The sequence below is a fragment of the Stenotrophomonas sp. SMYL8 genome, assembly GCF_036320065.1.
In the GTDB taxonomy this organism is placed as follows: Bacteria; Pseudomonadota; Gammaproteobacteria; order Xanthomonadales; family Xanthomonadaceae; genus Stenotrophomonas; species Stenotrophomonas maltophilia_A.
In genome coordinates, this window is sequence record NZ_JAWIRR010000011.1 from 14,797 (window position 1) to 31,319 (window position 16,523).

Here is a 16,523-nt window from a genome sequence, read left to right on the forward strand (position 1 = left end):
AAGTCCGATCTAGCGGAAACCTATGCTTGCTCCCATTCAGCTTCATCTCCTGCGCTGACGTTGATTCCAGTGCCGCGTTGGGTTGCTATCCAATGCGCCCATTCAGGGGGAACCGTTGCCCTGTCCGGCCGTTGGGGCTGCAGCCGTAGCGGTTGCGTCCTTGAAGCCCTTTGCATGGAGATCGGCACGAAGGCTCTTCAAAGCTGTTACAGGGACAGCCAACCACAGCAGATCCCTTGCCCGGGTCACAGCCACGTACCCGATTCGCCCGTCCTCGGTGGAACCTCCGCCTAGCAGTGCAGATACATGCGGTTTCGTTGCCATGTAGAGGACGGCATCCAGGCTTTCGCCCTTGACCTGATGCACGGTACTGATTCTGACCCGCAAGGGCTGATCGGCACCTAGGTCAGGCGGGCTCATTAGCGGTGAGCCGGGCAAACTCCTCTTCGAGAGCCGAGCACCGAGCGTGGACGATGTATGGTTGAGACCGTGGGCTGTGCTCAGATTGGTCATCAGGACCCTTACACGTTGCAACATTGCCGGCTGCCAATCGCTAATAGCGGGCAGCGCCGCGCTGGGCAGGCCCGAGACCGGATCTCGCGTAAAAGCCCAGATGACACGACGAAGTGCTCGTTCCTCTGGGTACCTGACAGGCTGAGTCAGGCGAGCAACGATGCCCTTGGGCGCGTTGTCGATCAAACCCATGATGGCAGTTGCCACGAGTCTGAATGCTGTTGAGTAGTCGGAGTGGATATCGCGCGCCATCGCTGCCTGGGCAAGGATCTTGGTCGTTCCCACGCCAGGCGCACCCTCATGCCCAGCCAGCTCGTTGGCCCACTTGCGTGCGCGGCAGAGCACGGCGGAGCGTGCTGGGTCCAACCCAGCGGAGACCAGTGTTGCCTGGAAGGCCGCCACGACCTTTTTCGTATCGGCAGTCGTGTACGGAACGAAGTAGGCCCCGTGGAGCGTAGGTGGCGCTGTCCTATCCGGATCGTCCGTGCGCGCCGAGATTGCGTTGGCGAGATCGAGTACGGCCGGTACGGACCGATAGTTCCTCGTCAGGGCGGCCGCAGAAACACCGGGTTTGCTGTGGTAGCTGGACAGGAACGAGCCGGTCGCGCCCATGAACTCGTAGATGCCTTGATTGGGATCCCCAATAAGGGAAATCTGAGAGCCTGCTTGGCTGAGCCTCTCAATGATCACCTGGTGCAGGATGCCGATATCCTGGGCTTCATCAATGAGGATATGGGGATAGCGACGCGCAAGGACTCGGAGGATCTCGGGTTGTTCGCGGAGGGTAAGGTCGACCCAGTAGCGGGCCAGCTCATGGGTGTAAGCCCCCAGTTTTCCCAAGGCTGCGGCAACCTTTGGGCCATTGTTGATCCTCGCCAGCATGCCGGAGTTCTGATAGAAAAAGCCCGTTTCAGCCCCAGAAGGGCCTATGACAACGCGATGGATATGCCCTTGGGGCACTGGGTAGTTATCGGTTCTCGGCGATTCCACCCAGAAGCGATAGTCCTTTCCTAAAAGGAATGACTCGCTCCCTGATAGCAAGAACGGGGTCGTGGTACACCCCATCGTCCGATGGGCGTGGGGTCGCAGAATATTTGTCGTAATGAACCCGTCCAATGTGTCGATCTCGACACGCTGGTGGGACGGGATCTTGAGCGATCCCATTGCGAGTGCCCGGTACTCGCGCCTGAAGGTCTCCACGGCGATGTTCGAGAAGGACAGGAGCGCAACCCGGCCCCGGTGATCACCGAGGCATTGACGTATGTGGGCCAGCCTGCGTACAGCCGTGAAGGTCTTCCCACTTCCCGCGCAAGCGATGACCGACATCGGATGCAATGGTGCCGTGATGATCTCACGCTGTTCAGCTGAAGGAGTAGTATCCGTGCTCATTCGTCTTCAGCCTTCTTCGGGCCAAGCTGACAAGCGTGTTCGACTGCAGACTGGATGTACTCCGGAACAGTGAAATCTTCCTTTTTCGCCTTGGCGATCAGGTACGCCAAAGCTTGTGCAAAGCGCCCCTTCTGGACGTTTCCGTTCTTCCGCTCGAACATTCCGCTGAACAGTACGCGAGCCTTCTCTGCATCTCCCGTAGCGGCGTCTACCTTCTTCTCCAGGTTCGCAGAGATCTTCGGGTGTAGCTCCTTAAGCGCCGCAAGCATGATCTTGCGATTGCTGGCGTACAAGGCCAAGTCATACTCAAGCGTCTTTAGCCCATGGAAGATCTTGAGATATGAATCCTCGAACTTGAGCATACTCAAGGTATTGGCGGACACCTGCACCTTGTCGCCGATCGAAGGGTAGACAGGAGCCGCCTTCTTCTTTCCACTAGAGGTCCCATCTTCCGGCGCATGGTCGTCCGCTTCTGCGCTGCCATCGCCCTCTTCCTCTTCATCCTCTTCACTCGGACCTGTTGGGTCTGCATCCGTAAGCACGGAAACAGGAATCTTCAGCGCCTTCTCGCCGAACAGTGGAATGAATGAGTCGAAGTTGAGGCCTTCAACGCTGATGAGGCTTACCCCATGCTTACGTAGATCGTGACCGCACTTCTCGGCGAGCACACTGACAAGGACCAATTCCGCAGCGCCCTCGACCAGGATTGCGCGGCGTGCAAAGAAGAGCTCAGCCCGAGTGACGTCCAAATAGCGCTCAAGCTTCTCACGCTTTCCGACAGAAAACTTGATGTCTCGGGGAAAAAAAGTCTCCACCTTGATTCCGGTGTCGACAAGACAGGTGAGACTGTCGAGGTTGGCGATGCTGGCAAAGTTGGGTGAGTGGCTGGTAACGAACAGCTGGACAGGCTTCTCTTTGTCCACTGCCTTGATGGTCTCAAAGTATCCCAGGAGCACAGCCTGCAATTGGGGATGCAGATGTGCCTCGGGCTCCTCAATGATCAGGCCTCGATAGCTGGCTTGCGGGTTCTTGGTCAGCTCGCTGAGAACGACCGCCATGAAGATCAGATTGTTGAATCCGAGCCCGTTTTGCTCAAGCTCGAACAGATCAACGGTAAGGGAGAGACGCGAAGCCAGGCGTTGGAAATCGCTGACGCTAACCCCCAGCTCGAGCAGCTGGGACAGCTGTGGCCCCAACATCTCGGAATGGCGAGTGGTTATCGCCTTATGGGTGCTCACAATCGGCGCTTTCGTCTTGAGCTCATCATCCAGCAGCTTCAGTGCCTTATTGATCTCGATCTTGCCATCGTCATCAACGAGCAGCTGAAACAGTCGGGACAGCTGGCTTGTGCGGCCGGGTCTAAGAGCCTGAGAAGCATCGCGCAGGGGCTGTAGATAGACGCCACGAAGGTTCTCCATCATGTCCGTTGTCAAGCCGACATCATCATGGTCTCCGCACCAGCGCTTCGCTCTAAGTCGCCCCGTCTTATCCGCCTCGGAGAAGCTGATGGTGATATGCGCCTCCATCTGCCCGTCCTTGGCAGGTTTCAGGGCAGTCATGAAGTCAGCTTCATCATCGGGGCTCAACCCTCGGAAGATGTACTTGAACACGATGTTGCCGCTAGGCGATCCTGTCTTCGGCCTATGAATATCGTCCGAGTCCAACCGCGGGTACGGTTCATCGTGCCCGGCAAGGAGAGACCTCAACGCATCGACAATGGCGGTCTTGCCCGCGTTATTCGCACCAACCAGAACGTTCAGTCCACTTTGGAAGTGCAGTACTGCGTTGTTGATCTTGCGGAAGTTCGAGATAGACAGCTCTGCCAAGTACACCCTGATGTCTCCTTGTGCTCATGGCGGCGTAGCCGCCTCCTGTCCCTAGCTGCAGCACGACGATGGCCGGCTGACAGCCCCTATCTACCTGGGCAGATTCTAATCAAATCAGGGGAATTGGACGTTCCGGCAACCCTCGTACGCGCATCGCCTTTTGGTTCCCCGGCCCCTCAGGCAAGTAAGGGGCGACGTCGGATCCGTCCCCCAAGCGAAGGCAGGGGGGTACGTCTGGTAGCAGTGCCTTTCAGCGCACCGACGCGCGATGAAGTGGCAGGCCCTATTCGGTCAATGCAGTGATGGCGCTTGTACATGGTGGCGGAGTTTGATTGGCGACGGCCCTCATGAAGGACAACAGTTTGTTATTGCAATTCGTAACACTGATGTCCCCGGATCGCCAATTCTTTCGGGAACGGCCTGGCGTAGCCTTCTCTTCCAGCGGTGCTGCCCATCGGCTGCCCTGAGTCAATCAACTTCTCATATCTGGAAACTGGGCTGTGGCCACCAATCGAATTTGCAGTGTTCTCGGAATTTCAAAGCCTGTCATTCAGGCCACGCTCTCATGACTGACGGATGCGCGCCTGATGGCCGCCGACGGCCTGCAGGGCTGGCCCCAGCGCAAGCGTCGCGGGCGGTGCGCAACTCCGGCCATGACAGCGCCGGGCGTGGTCAAACTGCTTGAACGCGATTTTCTCGCGCTGGAGCCGGAAACCAAGTGGGTGACAGATATTACCGAGATCAAGACCCGACAGGGCAAGCTGCATCTGTACGACCAGCGCATCGTGGGCTGGTCAATACACGATCGACAGGATCGCCAGATGGTGACCCGGGCTGTGCAGATGGCGGTGTGGCAGCGTCAAGGAAGCGATGAGGTAATCCTGCATTCGGATTGAGGCAGCCAGTTCCGCAGCCGCGACTACCAAGGGCATCTAGCGGCTAACGGGCTGATCTGCTCGATGAGCGCTGTGGGTCATTGTGGCGACAACGCGGCCTGCGAAGCCCTCTTTGGGCCACTCAAGCGTGAGCGGATCTATCGAACGAACTGCGCCACAAAGTATGCAGCACGAGCGGATGCGTTTGACTACATAGAGCGACGCCCTAACCCAAGGATGCGACGAAGGGTCGCCAGGCAGGACCAGAAGGTTGCAGCTCTTTTAGAACCGTCCGTGATATCGGGGTAGAACCCCGCGGTTGAACAACCCGCTCGGCTGCGCAGGGAAGTGATGTCTTCTTCTGGCCTTCTTCAGCGGCACGGGAAGGGATCACCGGAAGCTCGGAAGGCCGGAGAGCGCATGGCCTTTGTAATAACAACTGCGGTCCGGGCGCACTCTCTAGCGATCTCTGCCGAAATGGCGAATCTCTTCAGAACTTCACTTGCTACGCCCCGCTCGCGCATGCCGCTCTTAAGCAGGGTCATGGACAGGGCCATAATTCTGCTCGCCATGTTCCGACCCGCAAGAAGGTCCTGGCCAGGTTGCCTCTGAAGATCTAGGTAGACGCTGAATGACGGCGCACGGTGGATAGAACTTTTTCGTTTAGAAACCAACAATAAGCTAAGGAACTGCTGGCTAGGGAACACACGCGTATTGGCCTTGCAGAGCGCGTGGAGCACGACTTCGAATTTCCTCGCCTGAGCCCCCCAGTCCTCTAGATCAAAGGCGATCTCACCGTCCACCTCATGGCTTGGAAACAATGAAGTCGATGAGGCCGGAACTGGTTCGGTCAAAATTCCGATAATGTCAACAGATTTGATGGCGGATAGGTTGAGTAGCGTTCTGAAAGTGGTAGTAGTTCGTCTGAAGCGAATTGCATCCCTCCAGAACCTGTTATGAACGATCTTCAGCCTATCCAATGTCCCATCTTGAAGGAGCCCATCAAAGAAACGTTGATAGTTCTCCGCAGGAATAACCACATCAGGGTTGGTTGCGGTCCAGCGTACGACGTCCTCGATCGAGGCGTTGGCCCAGGACTGAAGTGCGCTCGGCCTCTCGTGCGTGGTTGCGCGCGCTAGGCTGCAACCGCAATAGGCGCACGAGGCCGCGTTGCCCCTTCGCAACTGTTGACTGTTGCCGCATTCTTGGCAGCGATCAATGATTCTGACTGAGTGCAAGGAGCAATGCGAGTAGTGAAGGAAGTTCCAGATGAGCCTCTCACTTAGACCGTTACTCTCGCCAGCCTCCAGCAGGCACTCAGGACACCAGCGGCGATTGATGCCAGCAAGGCCGCCATCCCGCATCTGCAGGACATTAATGAAAGGCGAGAGCGTGCAGCCGACCAGGCGTTGGTTAGTCAGCTGCTCTAGCGCGCGCGCGCGGTTAAGGCTCACCTGCCCTGGTCCCACGAAGCTATTTCGCTCACTCAGTCCATTTCTTGGCTGACCCGCAACTTTGTCAAGCACTCCTGCGAGGTGTGTCTTTGTAAACCCGGTCGTTTCGCACATCCTCTGGAAGTACCCTCCAAGTGACTCAGTCTGGGCGGTGGCTCCGTCGATCGGTGCAATTGGCGGCAGTGCTGTCCACCGATACCGCATGTGTGCCGTAGTCATTTTCGCTCTACTCCCCCGTACCCATGCGCTTCAGGAAGTCAGCAATTCTCTTCTCACCATTCAAGGGCCTCTGATCCGCAAGCTTGTTGAAGGCCAGCACGCTGCTCCACACGGTTCCAAGCTCCTTCTCGCTTGAGGAGCTGGCGTGCAAGTGCGCTTCAGTGATGCTGTTCGCTCCCTCATTCTTTCGGCGGAGCTCAGCCCTATGGACGACGTCGATAGTGGGGCCGAACACGCCAGCACCATTGGCGTACATCAAATCAGTATTCTTAACGAGGAGCTTGGGATCGGACAGGTTGAAGCTCTGCCCGATACCCTTCAGCACTGCAACGAAATCCCGCTCGTCTTGGGAATTCTTCAGGTTATACGGCCGGATGTAGACGAACCGGGATCGATTCCAGACGTCGGGGTGTCCCGCCCACAAACTCTCCGCAGTGTGGGTAGCCAGCATCACTATGACGCAGCCGATTTCTTCAATCAGTCGCACAAGGTTCGACATGTACCCATAGCTGGTTTGATGAAGATGCACCATCGTCAAGGTTGCCGCTTCTTCCAGGAAGATGTACTTAAGTTGACGTTGTTTCGCCACAGATTCGAAGCTGTGCTGCAATCTCGGCTGCGACTGCGTTGCCCTCACTCTCTTCCACAGCTGATTGTTTACCTCTGCCTCCGCCTGGACATGGTGCGCATCAGTACTGACCGATCGGTCCTTGTTCTCCAGCCAGCCGAAGTCTGGTTCCACCACGGCGTGATGGAGGCGCAGCGTGAGATCCTTGGAGTTGAACTTTCCCCGATCATTGGCCATTGCACGCACCGATATCAAAGGAAGCGTGCCAGCTGGCCAGAGGCTCTGCTTCCCGGCAAGGACGGGAAGAATAGCTTGTCTGATCTCACTCTTGCCCGAGCCAGAAGGAGCCAATGCCCAGACGAACGTACCTGGGCGCGCACCTTGGATGGCATTCAAGAGTTCGGAGTAAGCCGTCCTCATGCGGCTATGATTCACAAAAGGAATTCCAGAGTTGCTGTCCACTATCGGTTCCTGTGAATTTGAATGACTGGCGCGGGCTTGCCCCCAATTGCACAAGCTACGGCGACTCAATATCGTCAAAGTCATCCATCGCTCGCTTCTTGATTCCGCGCAGAGCGATCTCGTCAAGAGCGTCATTTGATTGAGAAGGGAGGCTACTGGAGTCCGCCTCCCCCGGCTTGGGTTGAGCCGCGGTGTTGGGCTTCGCGTTCGCGGCTGCCGTACGCATCGCCTGAGCGTGCCTCGCGCTCTGCTTTGCTTCGCGGAGCGATGGCGCGTAGAGCTGGTCATACATACCTCTGAATGACCGCTCAATCAGGGTGGAATTAGCTAGAGGCCCGATCAAGTTGCAGAACGCCTTGAACAGTCCACGATTCGTCCTAACCCAGATGAAGCTCGGGTCCTCCGGGTCTGTTCGAAGCTGCTCAACATCGAATGACGCGTCGAGCTCCCTCAGTTCATTGGAGTGAAAGTACCGACCATTCACCTCGAACCCTCGTCCGGGTACATACTTGTTATTGCTGTGCGGGATCGCGGTTCTGAAGAGGAATTCTTCGTCAACCAATGCGTGCAGGCCGGCACTAGGAAAGAGAAGATCTGCGTGGGCTGCCCGTTCGGCCGGACTTGCGAAGCCTTGTACAGGGACGCTCGGGAAGTGCTCATAAAGCGTTTCCCTGGCAACCGTATGAACGGTTTCAAAGCGGTGCTTGGCAGTTTTGTAGCTCTTGAACTTCCCATCCACGCCTCGGCCCGCCTTGTCGGGATCGGTGCTACCGACAAGCTCATGGCTGACCTGGGAATTGAACCTTCCAAAGTAGCGTTCTACGTCCGAGTTGAACCTCGAACCTGCCGTTGGGCAGATATGGATTGAGAACTGATATCGCAAAGCCAGAGCAGTGAGAAAGTGTGACTGATTCTCCGTTCCTCGATCGACAAAGATGCTGTTGAACAGTCGTCCATGTCTGCGGACGTAGTCACGTATCAGGATGGCCAAACCATCGCGCCGTGCTGGCCCGAAGACAATGGAATGCGCCATCGGCAGATCAGTCGCCTCATCTGTCCCTAGATAAATCAGAGGGGACTCTGCGCTTGCTTCCATTCCATCGTCGCTCACCACCCTCACGTCGACTTTGGTACTGTCCACGTGCAGGACTGCATGTTTAGCTAAGGCTGTACCCGACCGGTCGCGCGCGTCCGAGCGCGGCCGTTGCTTTTGGTAGCCACGCATTCCCTGCGTTGCAAGGACCTTACGCAGCTCCAGGCGCGGATCAGCGAGCCTGCGTTCGAAGGCCTGGCGGCTCTGTGGCGACTCGCCGTCAGATTCACAGGCCTCCTTGAGCGCAGCGTATGCGTCCTTCTTCTGTGAATACTTGCCTGCGGCGTATGCGCGAATTGCCTCAGCCGTCCGCTTCTCCTGAACGGGGGTAAGCCGGCTCATTCGGTTTCCGCTTGCATGAAACCTGGTAAGGCACTGCTCGAGTTCGTTGTCACCTCTGCTTCGCGCCTCGATCACCTTCCGCGCTATCTCACGCAGGTGTTTGGGGACGGCTGTACCCTTCGCATGCGCGGATTGAATCAATGCGAGCCGCTTTTCGGCGTTGGTGGCGTCGACTAGCGTCGCCGTTGCGAACGCAGAGTTCAGTTGATTGCGAGAGTGCCTGGCAACCTCAAAGAAGTTGCTTCCTATCTCAATAGCCTGAGCCTGATTCAAGGTCAAAAAGAAGTTGCTCGTGTCCGTGAGCGGAACATGCTCAACTGGACCGAAGGCCCAGCGGGTTCCAAGCAGAAGCGCCGCTTGGCTCACGTTGAATCCCTCGATAGTCTCGATCATCCAATCGAGGCTCTTGGGGCCGTCGGCGAGATGCGCATGGATGCGTCTGCCCAAGGCTTGAGCCTCGTTGGCGGGTACCATACGCACCTCGTTATAGATGACCTGCAGGTTCCGGAGTGGCGTGTCGACGCGGGAGGGACTGAGCCACAGGACGTGCTCCATGCCGCGCTGCCTTGCCCAAGGGCCATAGGCAAGGTTCTGAAGATTTCCATCGACGTCGACCCATTCACCGGACTTTGCCGCAAGCAAGCTGTCACGAGCGGAGCCGGCCTTGCATTCGACCAGCTCAATGCGACGGGTGCGGACGACCAGAAAATCCAAGGTGCCGCTCCTTACATGATTGCCAAGTCTCACTCCCTTACAGGCAACCTGCGGGAAGTAGCCAAGCACATCCGGATCCAGCTCCAGAGTCAGCGCGAACATATGTTCAACGGTATGACTCTCCAGCGTGATGAGCTGGCCACACTTGACTGAGTTGAAGTGGGTCACAACGTTGTTCAGCGCGCCTTTTCCTGGCTTCCGCGCTGGACTCGAGCTAGCCATCTCAAGGATGTGCTGTCGCTGTTCGACAGTTAGGCCCTCATGCTCCCGCAGACGCTGGGCCAGTTCTTCTTGATTCATGGAACCCTGCCTATCTACTGGGAGGCGGGCAGCCGCCTCCCTCCCGGAATGCCTAGGGGTTGATTCTTATCGGGGTAAGGGGGTAGATTCGGCATAGCGGTTCTCATCGCTGCGCCTTAAACAGACCCCGGCCTGCCAGCCGGGGTTTGTCTTTTCTGCCCCAGAGAGTCTTCTTAGCTCATCTGGAGGACCTCCATGGGCAGATTGGGATCATTGAGCGGTCCGCCGACTGGTTACGGGATCTGCGCCGCGTGATGCATTGAACAACCATTGGGCGAGATCCCTGGATCGGATCATGCGCCCCTTCCTGCCGGGAATGGTCGAGGTTGCTATTCCCAGGCGGTTGTCATACGCCGCGCGCCTGGCCGCGCTGATGCTGTTGTAGCCAAGCAGCATCCACACTTCTGAGAGCCGGACATAGAGCCCGTACTCCTCCGCCACCTGCTCGGCGAGCTGGTCAGGAGTCGTTGCGCGAAGTGCTAGCGTTTGTATCGACAAGGGCACCATGTAGGCGAGCATCACTCACTCTCTTTCATATTGCAAACAGCGAGCACATCTTCTTGCTTGTGGGGCGCAGATTATCTGATCACGTATCAGATCATCTGATATGCATGCTGCTACAGCGGCTGGCATGTCAGATGATTTAGTACGCAATACAGTTTGTGGATTGCGCTAGCATGGGCATGCTGCCGACTGTTGAAAGAGATGTCGGCGCACCTGTAGGCGTGGGGTTGTGCTGCGCCACGATGTGCCTCTAAGGGAGGTTGATTGGAAGATGAGTACATGATGACCATCCCTACAGATGAGCTCAGTCGCGAAGAGCTTTCAGGCTCAGCATTGAGAGCGTTCTTCAACCTCGCTGCGCGATGGCAACTGTCCGGACCTCAGCAGAGAGCTTTGCTTGGAAGCCCACCCGATGCTTTTTATGAGGCATGGGCGCGAGGGGCCTACGAGCATATCGATGCCGAGGTCCTGGTGCGGATTAGCTATCTACTCGGCATTTACAAAGCTCTTCATATCCTTCTGCCTGACCCCGTTCAGGCGGATGGCTGGATAAGGCGACCTAACATGGCGCCCATGTTTGCTGGTAACACCGTGCTGGATTTTATTTGTCGCGGAGGCTTGCGCGAACTTCGGGATGTGCGATCTTACTTGGATGGGCAGCACGTCAGCACCTAGGCAAGGGGTGCCATTTACCATGGACGCTGGAATACGGTCGTACTGCTGACTGTTGTTCATGCGCACCTGAAGCGGTCTGACTTTCGTGCAGGTCTGGCTAAAGATCAGAGGGATGTATGAGACCAACCATTCTTGCAATGGACCTAGAAGGAACGCTGATCTCAAATGCGGTCAGCCAGATCCCACGCCCTGGCCTGTTCGCGTTCCTGGAAGCGATGCGGATCAAGTTCAGTCAGCTAGTACTCTTTACGACTGTTCCGGAGTCAAGAGTGCGAGAAATCTGTAGGCTTCTCGTGGCGGAGGGTGTGGCCCCGAGCTGGTTTGGGAAGCTTCACTACGTTTCATGGTACGGACCAACTAAGGACCTGCGATTTGTTACATCTCACGCCGGGGAGGCCCTTCTGCTAGACGATCATGCGCCTTACGTACACCCCGGTCAGGAATGCTGGTGGGTAGAGGTCCCGTTGTTTGGCTCACCCTACGCCAACGATGACACGGGGTTGGATCTGGCGCGGTTAAGAATCGATGAGCGACTAGCTCAGCTCTCGCTTGGGGGAGGGCATTGAAGCAGCTCGGGAAGACTTCAAAGTTGAAAGGTTTCGCTTGGGGTGCAGTCAATTCGAATGCTATGACAGTGTCGCGCTCTCCCCCAATGACATACAGAACTTCCTTCTTGCGCCGCGCATGTGCCCGATGCAGCCGACACTAAACCGGCCTTGAAACGGCGCTAACAATGCGCGATGTGGAGGCTTAGGCAAAGGCATAGCGCTTCGCTGCGAAAGGGAGCGCTTGCAGCGGACATCGGCTTTTCGTCAAGCGGGGATAAGGTGGCTCGGTCGTCGACAAGGTCTCAACCATGTCTCAACCCAGTCGTTTGCAGGACTTTATGCCCGCTACAACGCCCGGACAGATAAGCGGGAGATTGATATGCAGCAGAACAGTGCGATGGAGGGGGTTGCCGCGCGGTGGCCAGAGCGGATCTGGGTGGTACGGCATGGCCAAAGCGCCGGAAACGTTGCGCGAGACCACGCTGAGGCAAATAACATCACCTTAATCGAGTTGGAACACCGCGACGCGGACGTGCCTCTCTCCTCGCTGGGGGAGCGCCAGTCGCAAGCACTGGGTGCTTGGGTACTGGGACTTGCCGAGCACCAACGCCCGCAAATCGTGCTGACTTCTCCATACATGCGTGCAAGGCAGACCGCCCAAGCCGTGGCCGACGCGCTTGGCCCTGGCCACCGTCTAATCATTGATGAGCGCCTGCGTGAGAAGGAGTTCGGCGTTCTGGACCGCTACACCTCCAGTGGCATCGTCGCTACCTTCCCGGAACTGGCCGCGCAGAGACGGCTGGTTGGAAAGTTCTACTTTCGCCCACCGGGCGGAGAAAGCTGGTGTGATGTCATCTTGCGGCTACGCGGCGTTGTCGGGGATCTCCAACGGAACCACGCCGGTGCACGCGTGATGATCGTCGCGCACCAAGTGATTGTGAATTGCATGCGATACCTTCTAGAAGGCATGGACGAGGATGCCATCCTCGACCTTGACCGCGAAGGCGATGTGCCCAACTGCGGGGTCACCGAGTACTACGCTGCTGAAGGTGGGCAGCTTGCCTTGGTGCATGCCAACTTCATTTCGCCTGAACTGGCCGAGGCCCCAACCACCGCTTCGTCGGATCAGCCCGCTGGAGCCAAGTAAGGTACAGCGTCGGGACCCGACCACCTAACCGCCATCTCTCTGCAGACATGCTCGCTACTCGTGCAGAACGTCCGGTTCTGGCCAGAAGCGGGCACTGAGGCAGGTTTCGGCCCGAGCGATGCTAGCCTCCAGTTTCGACTCCAGGGAGACCTCCGCTGAAGGGCTCGCTCCCGCCCTGTTCGTGGTGGGGGTATGCATGTGCTTGATACCCGGACGCAGCGGACATAAGATCGAGCGGTATCAGGGGATAGCCTGCCACAAGGTGCGCTGTGAATAATTCATTTGACCGGACTCTAGGGTCCGGCTACTAGGTAGTCAGGGTCTATGGCAGTAACTAATCCTCTGACAGAATAAGAGCTGGTCGCGCATAGGCGAGGCAAGTGGTCTGTAGCCGGAGTGCCGCATCGCGGCTGGACTTGCGTAGATATTGAGGATCTTGGAGAGCCGCAGATCGATTGCGAGATGTGCGAGTCGCAAACCATCCGCTACGTCCATCACATGGAGCACCCAGATTACCCGAACGTTCTCGAGGTTGGGTGTGTATGTGCCGGCCACATGGAAGGCGACCTGGCGGCCTCGCGAGCCCGTGAAGCCTCTATGAAAAGCCGCGCAGCAAAGCGCAAGCGTTGGACTGCGCGTGCGTGGAAAGTTTCGGCAAAGGGGAATCCGCATATCACTTCGGATGGATTCCGCATTACCGTTTACCCGCGCGGCGGAGAATGGGCCTGTACCTTGGCTGCGCTAGACGACTCAACTGTCCTGCACGCTCGCCGCAACTACAAGTCTCAAGCGGAGGCGAAACTCGCTGCCTTCGACCACATCACTCGTCTTCAATCCAAAGCTGGCGCATAGCAGTCCATTCAAGTTGAATCGCCACAAGGTTTTGTGGACTGTGATTGCTAGCATACGCGTAGGTTCCGGCCGAAAGCAGACGAGCTGGCGCCGACGACGCGATCAGGAATGCTAGGGCCCCTATTCGACCCGAAGCGAACACTGCCATGGATGCGAGGTGGCTACAGACAGGCGATCCACCCAAAGGGTGCGGTCCGGGTTGAGCATGATTTCCACGACGTCGGGGTCTTCGAGCGCGGTGGCGTTCAGCGGCCCCATTGCCGTGCGCAGCATCTGGATGCGCCGGTCGAGCGACGTGGCGCTCATGGATTGGGGAACGGCGCTCATGACGCACGCTCCCGTGCTTGAGCGGCTGCCGCTGCGTCCTCCATCCGCATCGGGTCGGGGTGCAGTTCCTCCACCACGTCACGCGCCAGGCTGCGCCCGCGCATCAGGTGGCGGCCAAGCTGCTCGGTGAACTGCTCGAATCGCGCCTTGCCCTGCGCGCGGGCCGCGTCTTGGTGCGCTTCGGGAACCGGCGTGCTGACGGTGAGGTAGTAGCGGATGAACAGAGCCAGCGTTTCGATGGCGATGTTCTGATCGCGCTCCATGCGCTCGGCTTGGCGCGACAGCCGATCCAATCGCTTGGCGATGGCTGCCTCGCGCTGGTCGGCCGCGTCCGGCGACAGCCAGGACGCCAAGGCGGCGGCGACGATGCTGGATTTGGACACGCCTTATCTGCTGCGGGTGGTCGTCAAGAACATGGCTCACTACTCTCGCTTCGTGCTCGACACGCTGCTCAAGCACCCCAGCGTGCAGGACTGCAAGACAAGCTTCGTGCTGGATCGGGTAAAGAGCACCACGGCCTTGCCCCTATGAGCATTCGGCCGATTGGTGTAGCGGGGATGCAAATAGCGCTTGACCTTCCAACCTTGGCAAGGACCAGACTTCAAACACCCAAACCCGAAAGGAGTTTTCCATGCAATTCCATCTCGAAGACATGACCTGCGGCGGCTGCGCCCGCACCGTTACGAAAACGATCCAAACGATCGACCCCAACGCTAAGATCGTCACGGACCCGCCGACCCGCCGTGTCGAGGTCCAGACCTCGGCCTCGCAAGAGCAGATCGCCGCGGCCCTGAGCGAAGCTGGCTTCCCGCCGCGCGCGTAGTAACACCGCGTCGTGGCCGGCCTGCACACAGGACGGCCGATGCGAGCACGTGCGCTGTGCCGTACCTGGCGCGGCGCTCAGTGCATCCCAAGGTAGGCGACCTTGGCCCACATCCACAGGGCCATCGCCACCATCATCAGGTTCTCGGTCAGGGACACGAAGCCCAGCGGCACGTTGCTGTCCCCGCCCACACAGGCGCACTTGAGTTCCCGGCGATCGACATAGACCGCCTTGAAAACCGACACGGCCCCGACGGTCCCGATGAACAGCGCCAACGGAATCGACACCCACATCCCCACGCCCGCGACCATCAGGACGCCTGCGATGGCCTCCGCGAACGGGTAGAAATAGGCATACCGAACCCAGCGCTTGGCCAGCAGGTCGTAGTTGAGGAACATCGTCGCGAAGCCGTCCACGTCCTTGAGCTTCTGCAGCGCCAGGAGACACATGGCAAAGGCCACGAACCACTCTGCCGCCTGAATGCTCCAGAGCTGGCCGAAGGCCGCCCAGCTCGCCGCCAGCGCCATCGCGGCCGCCATGGCGAACAGCGCGATCACAGGGATGTAGGTCACGGCGTTCTTGTCCTTCACGGACATGCCGAAGAATTTGCGCAGGTCGTCGTAGCCGCCCACGCGCCGCCCGTTTATGAAGACCTGGGGCGTGGTCTCGACGCCATGCTCCTTCTTGAACGCATCCGTCTGCTCGCGGCTCGCCAAGTGTTTGTCCTCGACCTCGTAGCCCTTGCGGTTGAGCAGATCGAGCGACTTCAGCCCGTAGGGGCAGGTATGGCCGGGCATGACCATCCGGTAGAGCGTGGCTTGTTTGGGCGCAGACATGCTGGACTTCTCCTGTGGGACTTTTCACGGGCCGGCCGCAGCGCCGACTATCACGGATTGAAGGACTTTGACGACATTTCCAGCCTAACCGGCGGTGGTGCAAGGGGGTGTAGACATCTGGCTCGCGGGTCGGTCGTCAGGCTGCAACGCCGTCAGTCCTCCGTCTGCCAGAGCAACCCCGCCGCAGGCCGGCGCGCCCGCGGCGGCACGCTGGGTCCTAGTGGTTCTCCTTGGCATGGTTGATCGTGTATTTCGGGATCTCGACGGTCAGGTCCTCGTTCGCCACGATGGCCTGGCAGCTCAGGCGCGATTGCGCCTCTAGCCCCCAGGCCCGGTCAAGCAGGTCGTCCTCGCACTCCTCGACCTCGTTGAGGGAATCGAACCCCTTGCGCACGATGCAGTGGCAGGTCGTGCAGGCGCAGCTCATGTCGCAGGCATGTTCGATCTCGATGCCGTTGTCTAGCAGCGCCTCGCAGATCGAGGTGCCGACCGGCACGTTCAGCTCGGCGCCCTCGGGCGCCAGTTCAGGATGGGGCAATACGGTGATCTTGGGCATGTCTCTCCCGGCTGCTCAGTGCGCACGCGGCTTCGTTGCCGCTGCGTTGCCACTTGTACGCCGTGGCACGGCGCCGGTGCGCGCTTCGGGCTCGTCGTCGCTGGTATCGAGTTGCTCCAGCGTGTGCAGGATCGGGCAGTCGGGCCGTTCGTCGCCGGCGCAGCACCGGATCAGCGCCTTGAGCGTCTCGGCCATCTCCAACATGCTCGCGATGCGCCGGTCCAGCTCGGAGATGTGCTGCTGCGCCAGGCGCTTGACGTCGGCACTCTGGCGCGACTTGTCGTTCCACAGTCCCAGCAGGTCCGTGATCTCGGCCACCGAGAAGCCGAGGTCGCGCGCACGCCGGATGAAGTGCAGCCGGTGTACGTCGTCCTGGCTATAGGCGCGGTAGCCCGAATCGTTCCGGTCGGCCGGGGGAATCAAGCCGATCTGCTCGTAGTAGCGGATCATCTTGGCCGAGACCTTCGAGGCCTTGGATGCTTCACCGATGTTCATGGTGT

At 58.6% G+C, this 16,523-nt stretch carries 13 protein-coding genes and 3 pseudogenes; 5 read left to right on the forward strand and 11 right to left on the reverse strand.

Features of this window, described 5'->3' with window-relative positions:
• Positions 1-102 precede the first annotated feature (102 nt).
• Complete coding sequence (locus V3B25_RS10810) at positions 103-1,902, reverse strand: ATP-dependent helicase (protein WP_149908951.1); 1,800 nt, start codon at positions 1,900-1,902, stop codon at positions 103-105.
• A complete protein-coding gene (locus V3B25_RS10815) occupies positions 1,899-3,734 on the reverse strand; it encodes an AAA family ATPase (protein WP_149908952.1) in 1,836 nt (611 codons plus the stop codon). Before V3B25_RS10815 ends, V3B25_RS10810 begins: the two co-directional genes overlap by 4 nt.
• Before the next feature lie 572 nt (positions 3,735-4,306).
• On the opposite strand from V3B25_RS10815, the pseudogene V3B25_RS10820 reads away from it, so the two are divergent.
• Positions 4,307-4,912, forward strand: a pseudogene (locus tag V3B25_RS10820) (IS3 family transposase); the annotation flags it as partial.
• A gap of 62 nt (positions 4,913-4,974) precedes the next feature.
• Here the strand turns inward: V3B25_RS10820 and V3B25_RS10825 are convergent.
• The 4 genes from V3B25_RS10825 to V3B25_RS10840 all read right to left on the reverse strand — a co-directional run bounded on the left by V3B25_RS10825 (position 4,975) and on the right by V3B25_RS10840 (position 10,274).
• Positions 4,975-6,276 carry a TniQ family protein gene (locus tag V3B25_RS10825; protein WP_080356541.1) on the reverse strand — a complete coding sequence of 434 codons (1,302 nt, stop codon included), beginning with the start codon at positions 6,274-6,276 and terminating at the stop codon, positions 4,975-4,977.
• A 7-nt stretch (positions 6,277-6,283) separates the two neighbouring features.
• Positions 6,284-7,306 carry a transposition helper protein gene (locus V3B25_RS10830; RefSeq protein ID WP_223224734.1) on the reverse strand — a complete coding sequence of 341 codons (1,023 nt, stop codon included), beginning with the start codon at positions 7,304-7,306 and terminating at the stop codon, positions 6,284-6,286.
• 55 nt (positions 7,307-7,361) lie between these two features.
• Positions 7,362-9,755 carry a transposase gene (locus V3B25_RS10835; protein WP_223224733.1) on the reverse strand — a complete coding sequence of 798 codons (2,394 nt, stop codon included), beginning with the start codon at positions 9,753-9,755 and terminating at the stop codon, positions 7,362-7,364.
• A 210-nt stretch (positions 9,756-9,965) separates the two neighbouring features.
• Positions 9,966-10,274, reverse strand: a complete 309-nt coding sequence (locus V3B25_RS10840) for a hypothetical protein (protein WP_049462213.1) — start codon at positions 10,272-10,274, stop codon at positions 9,966-9,968.
• 264 nt (positions 10,275-10,538) lie between these two features.
• Between V3B25_RS10840 and V3B25_RS10845 the strand changes: the two genes are divergently transcribed.
• Positions 10,539-10,934: a hypothetical protein gene (locus V3B25_RS10845; protein ID WP_134950773.1), complete on the forward strand. Its 396-nt coding sequence runs from the start codon at positions 10,539-10,541 to the stop codon at positions 10,932-10,934.
• 921 nt (positions 10,935-11,855) lie between these two features.
• A complete protein-coding gene (locus tag V3B25_RS10850) occupies positions 11,856-12,629 on the forward strand; it encodes a histidine phosphatase family protein (RefSeq protein ID WP_049462236.1) in 774 nt (257 codons plus the stop codon).
• Between the two features lie 1,017 nt (positions 12,630-13,646).
• Here V3B25_RS10850 and V3B25_RS10855 read toward each other — a convergent pair.
• Positions 13,647-13,808, reverse strand: a pseudogene (locus V3B25_RS10855) (P-type conjugative transfer ATPase TrbB); the annotation flags it as partial.
• Positions 13,805-14,203: pseudogene (locus V3B25_RS10860) on the reverse strand (CopG family transcriptional regulator); the annotation flags it as partial. The pseudogenes V3B25_RS10855 and V3B25_RS10860, both read right to left, overlap by 4 nt.
• A 19-nt stretch (positions 14,204-14,222) precedes the next feature.
• Between V3B25_RS10860 and V3B25_RS10865 the strand changes: the two are divergent.
• Complete coding sequence (locus V3B25_RS10865) at positions 14,223-14,339, forward strand: Lrp/AsnC ligand binding domain-containing protein (protein ID WP_239684509.1); 117 nt, start codon at positions 14,223-14,225, stop codon at positions 14,337-14,339.
• A gap of 100 nt (positions 14,340-14,439) precedes the next feature.
• On the forward strand, positions 14,440-14,631 hold the full coding sequence (locus V3B25_RS10870; protein ID WP_049462211.1) for a heavy-metal-associated domain-containing protein: 192 nt from the start codon (positions 14,440-14,442) through the stop codon (positions 14,629-14,631).
• A 77-nt stretch (positions 14,632-14,708) separates the two neighbouring features.
• Here V3B25_RS10870 and V3B25_RS10875 read toward each other — a convergent pair whose 3' ends face one another.
• The 3 genes from V3B25_RS10875 to cueR all read right to left on the reverse strand — a co-directional run bounded on the left by V3B25_RS10875 (position 14,709) and on the right by cueR (position 16,518).
• On the reverse strand, positions 14,709-15,467 hold the full coding sequence (locus V3B25_RS10875) for a glutaredoxin (protein ID WP_049462210.1): 759 nt from the start codon (positions 15,465-15,467) through the stop codon (positions 14,709-14,711).
• A gap of 217 nt (positions 15,468-15,684) precedes the next feature.
• A complete protein-coding gene (gene fdx / locus V3B25_RS10880) occupies positions 15,685-16,023 on the reverse strand; it encodes an ISC system 2Fe-2S type ferredoxin (protein WP_008786744.1) in 339 nt (112 codons plus the stop codon).
• Positions 16,024-16,038: 15 nt separating this feature from the next.
• Positions 16,039-16,518, reverse strand: coding sequence for a Cu(I)-responsive transcriptional regulator (cueR, locus tag V3B25_RS10885; protein WP_049462209.1), 480 nt, complete (start codon positions 16,516-16,518; stop codon positions 16,039-16,041).
• Positions 16,519-16,523 lie beyond the last annotated feature (5 nt).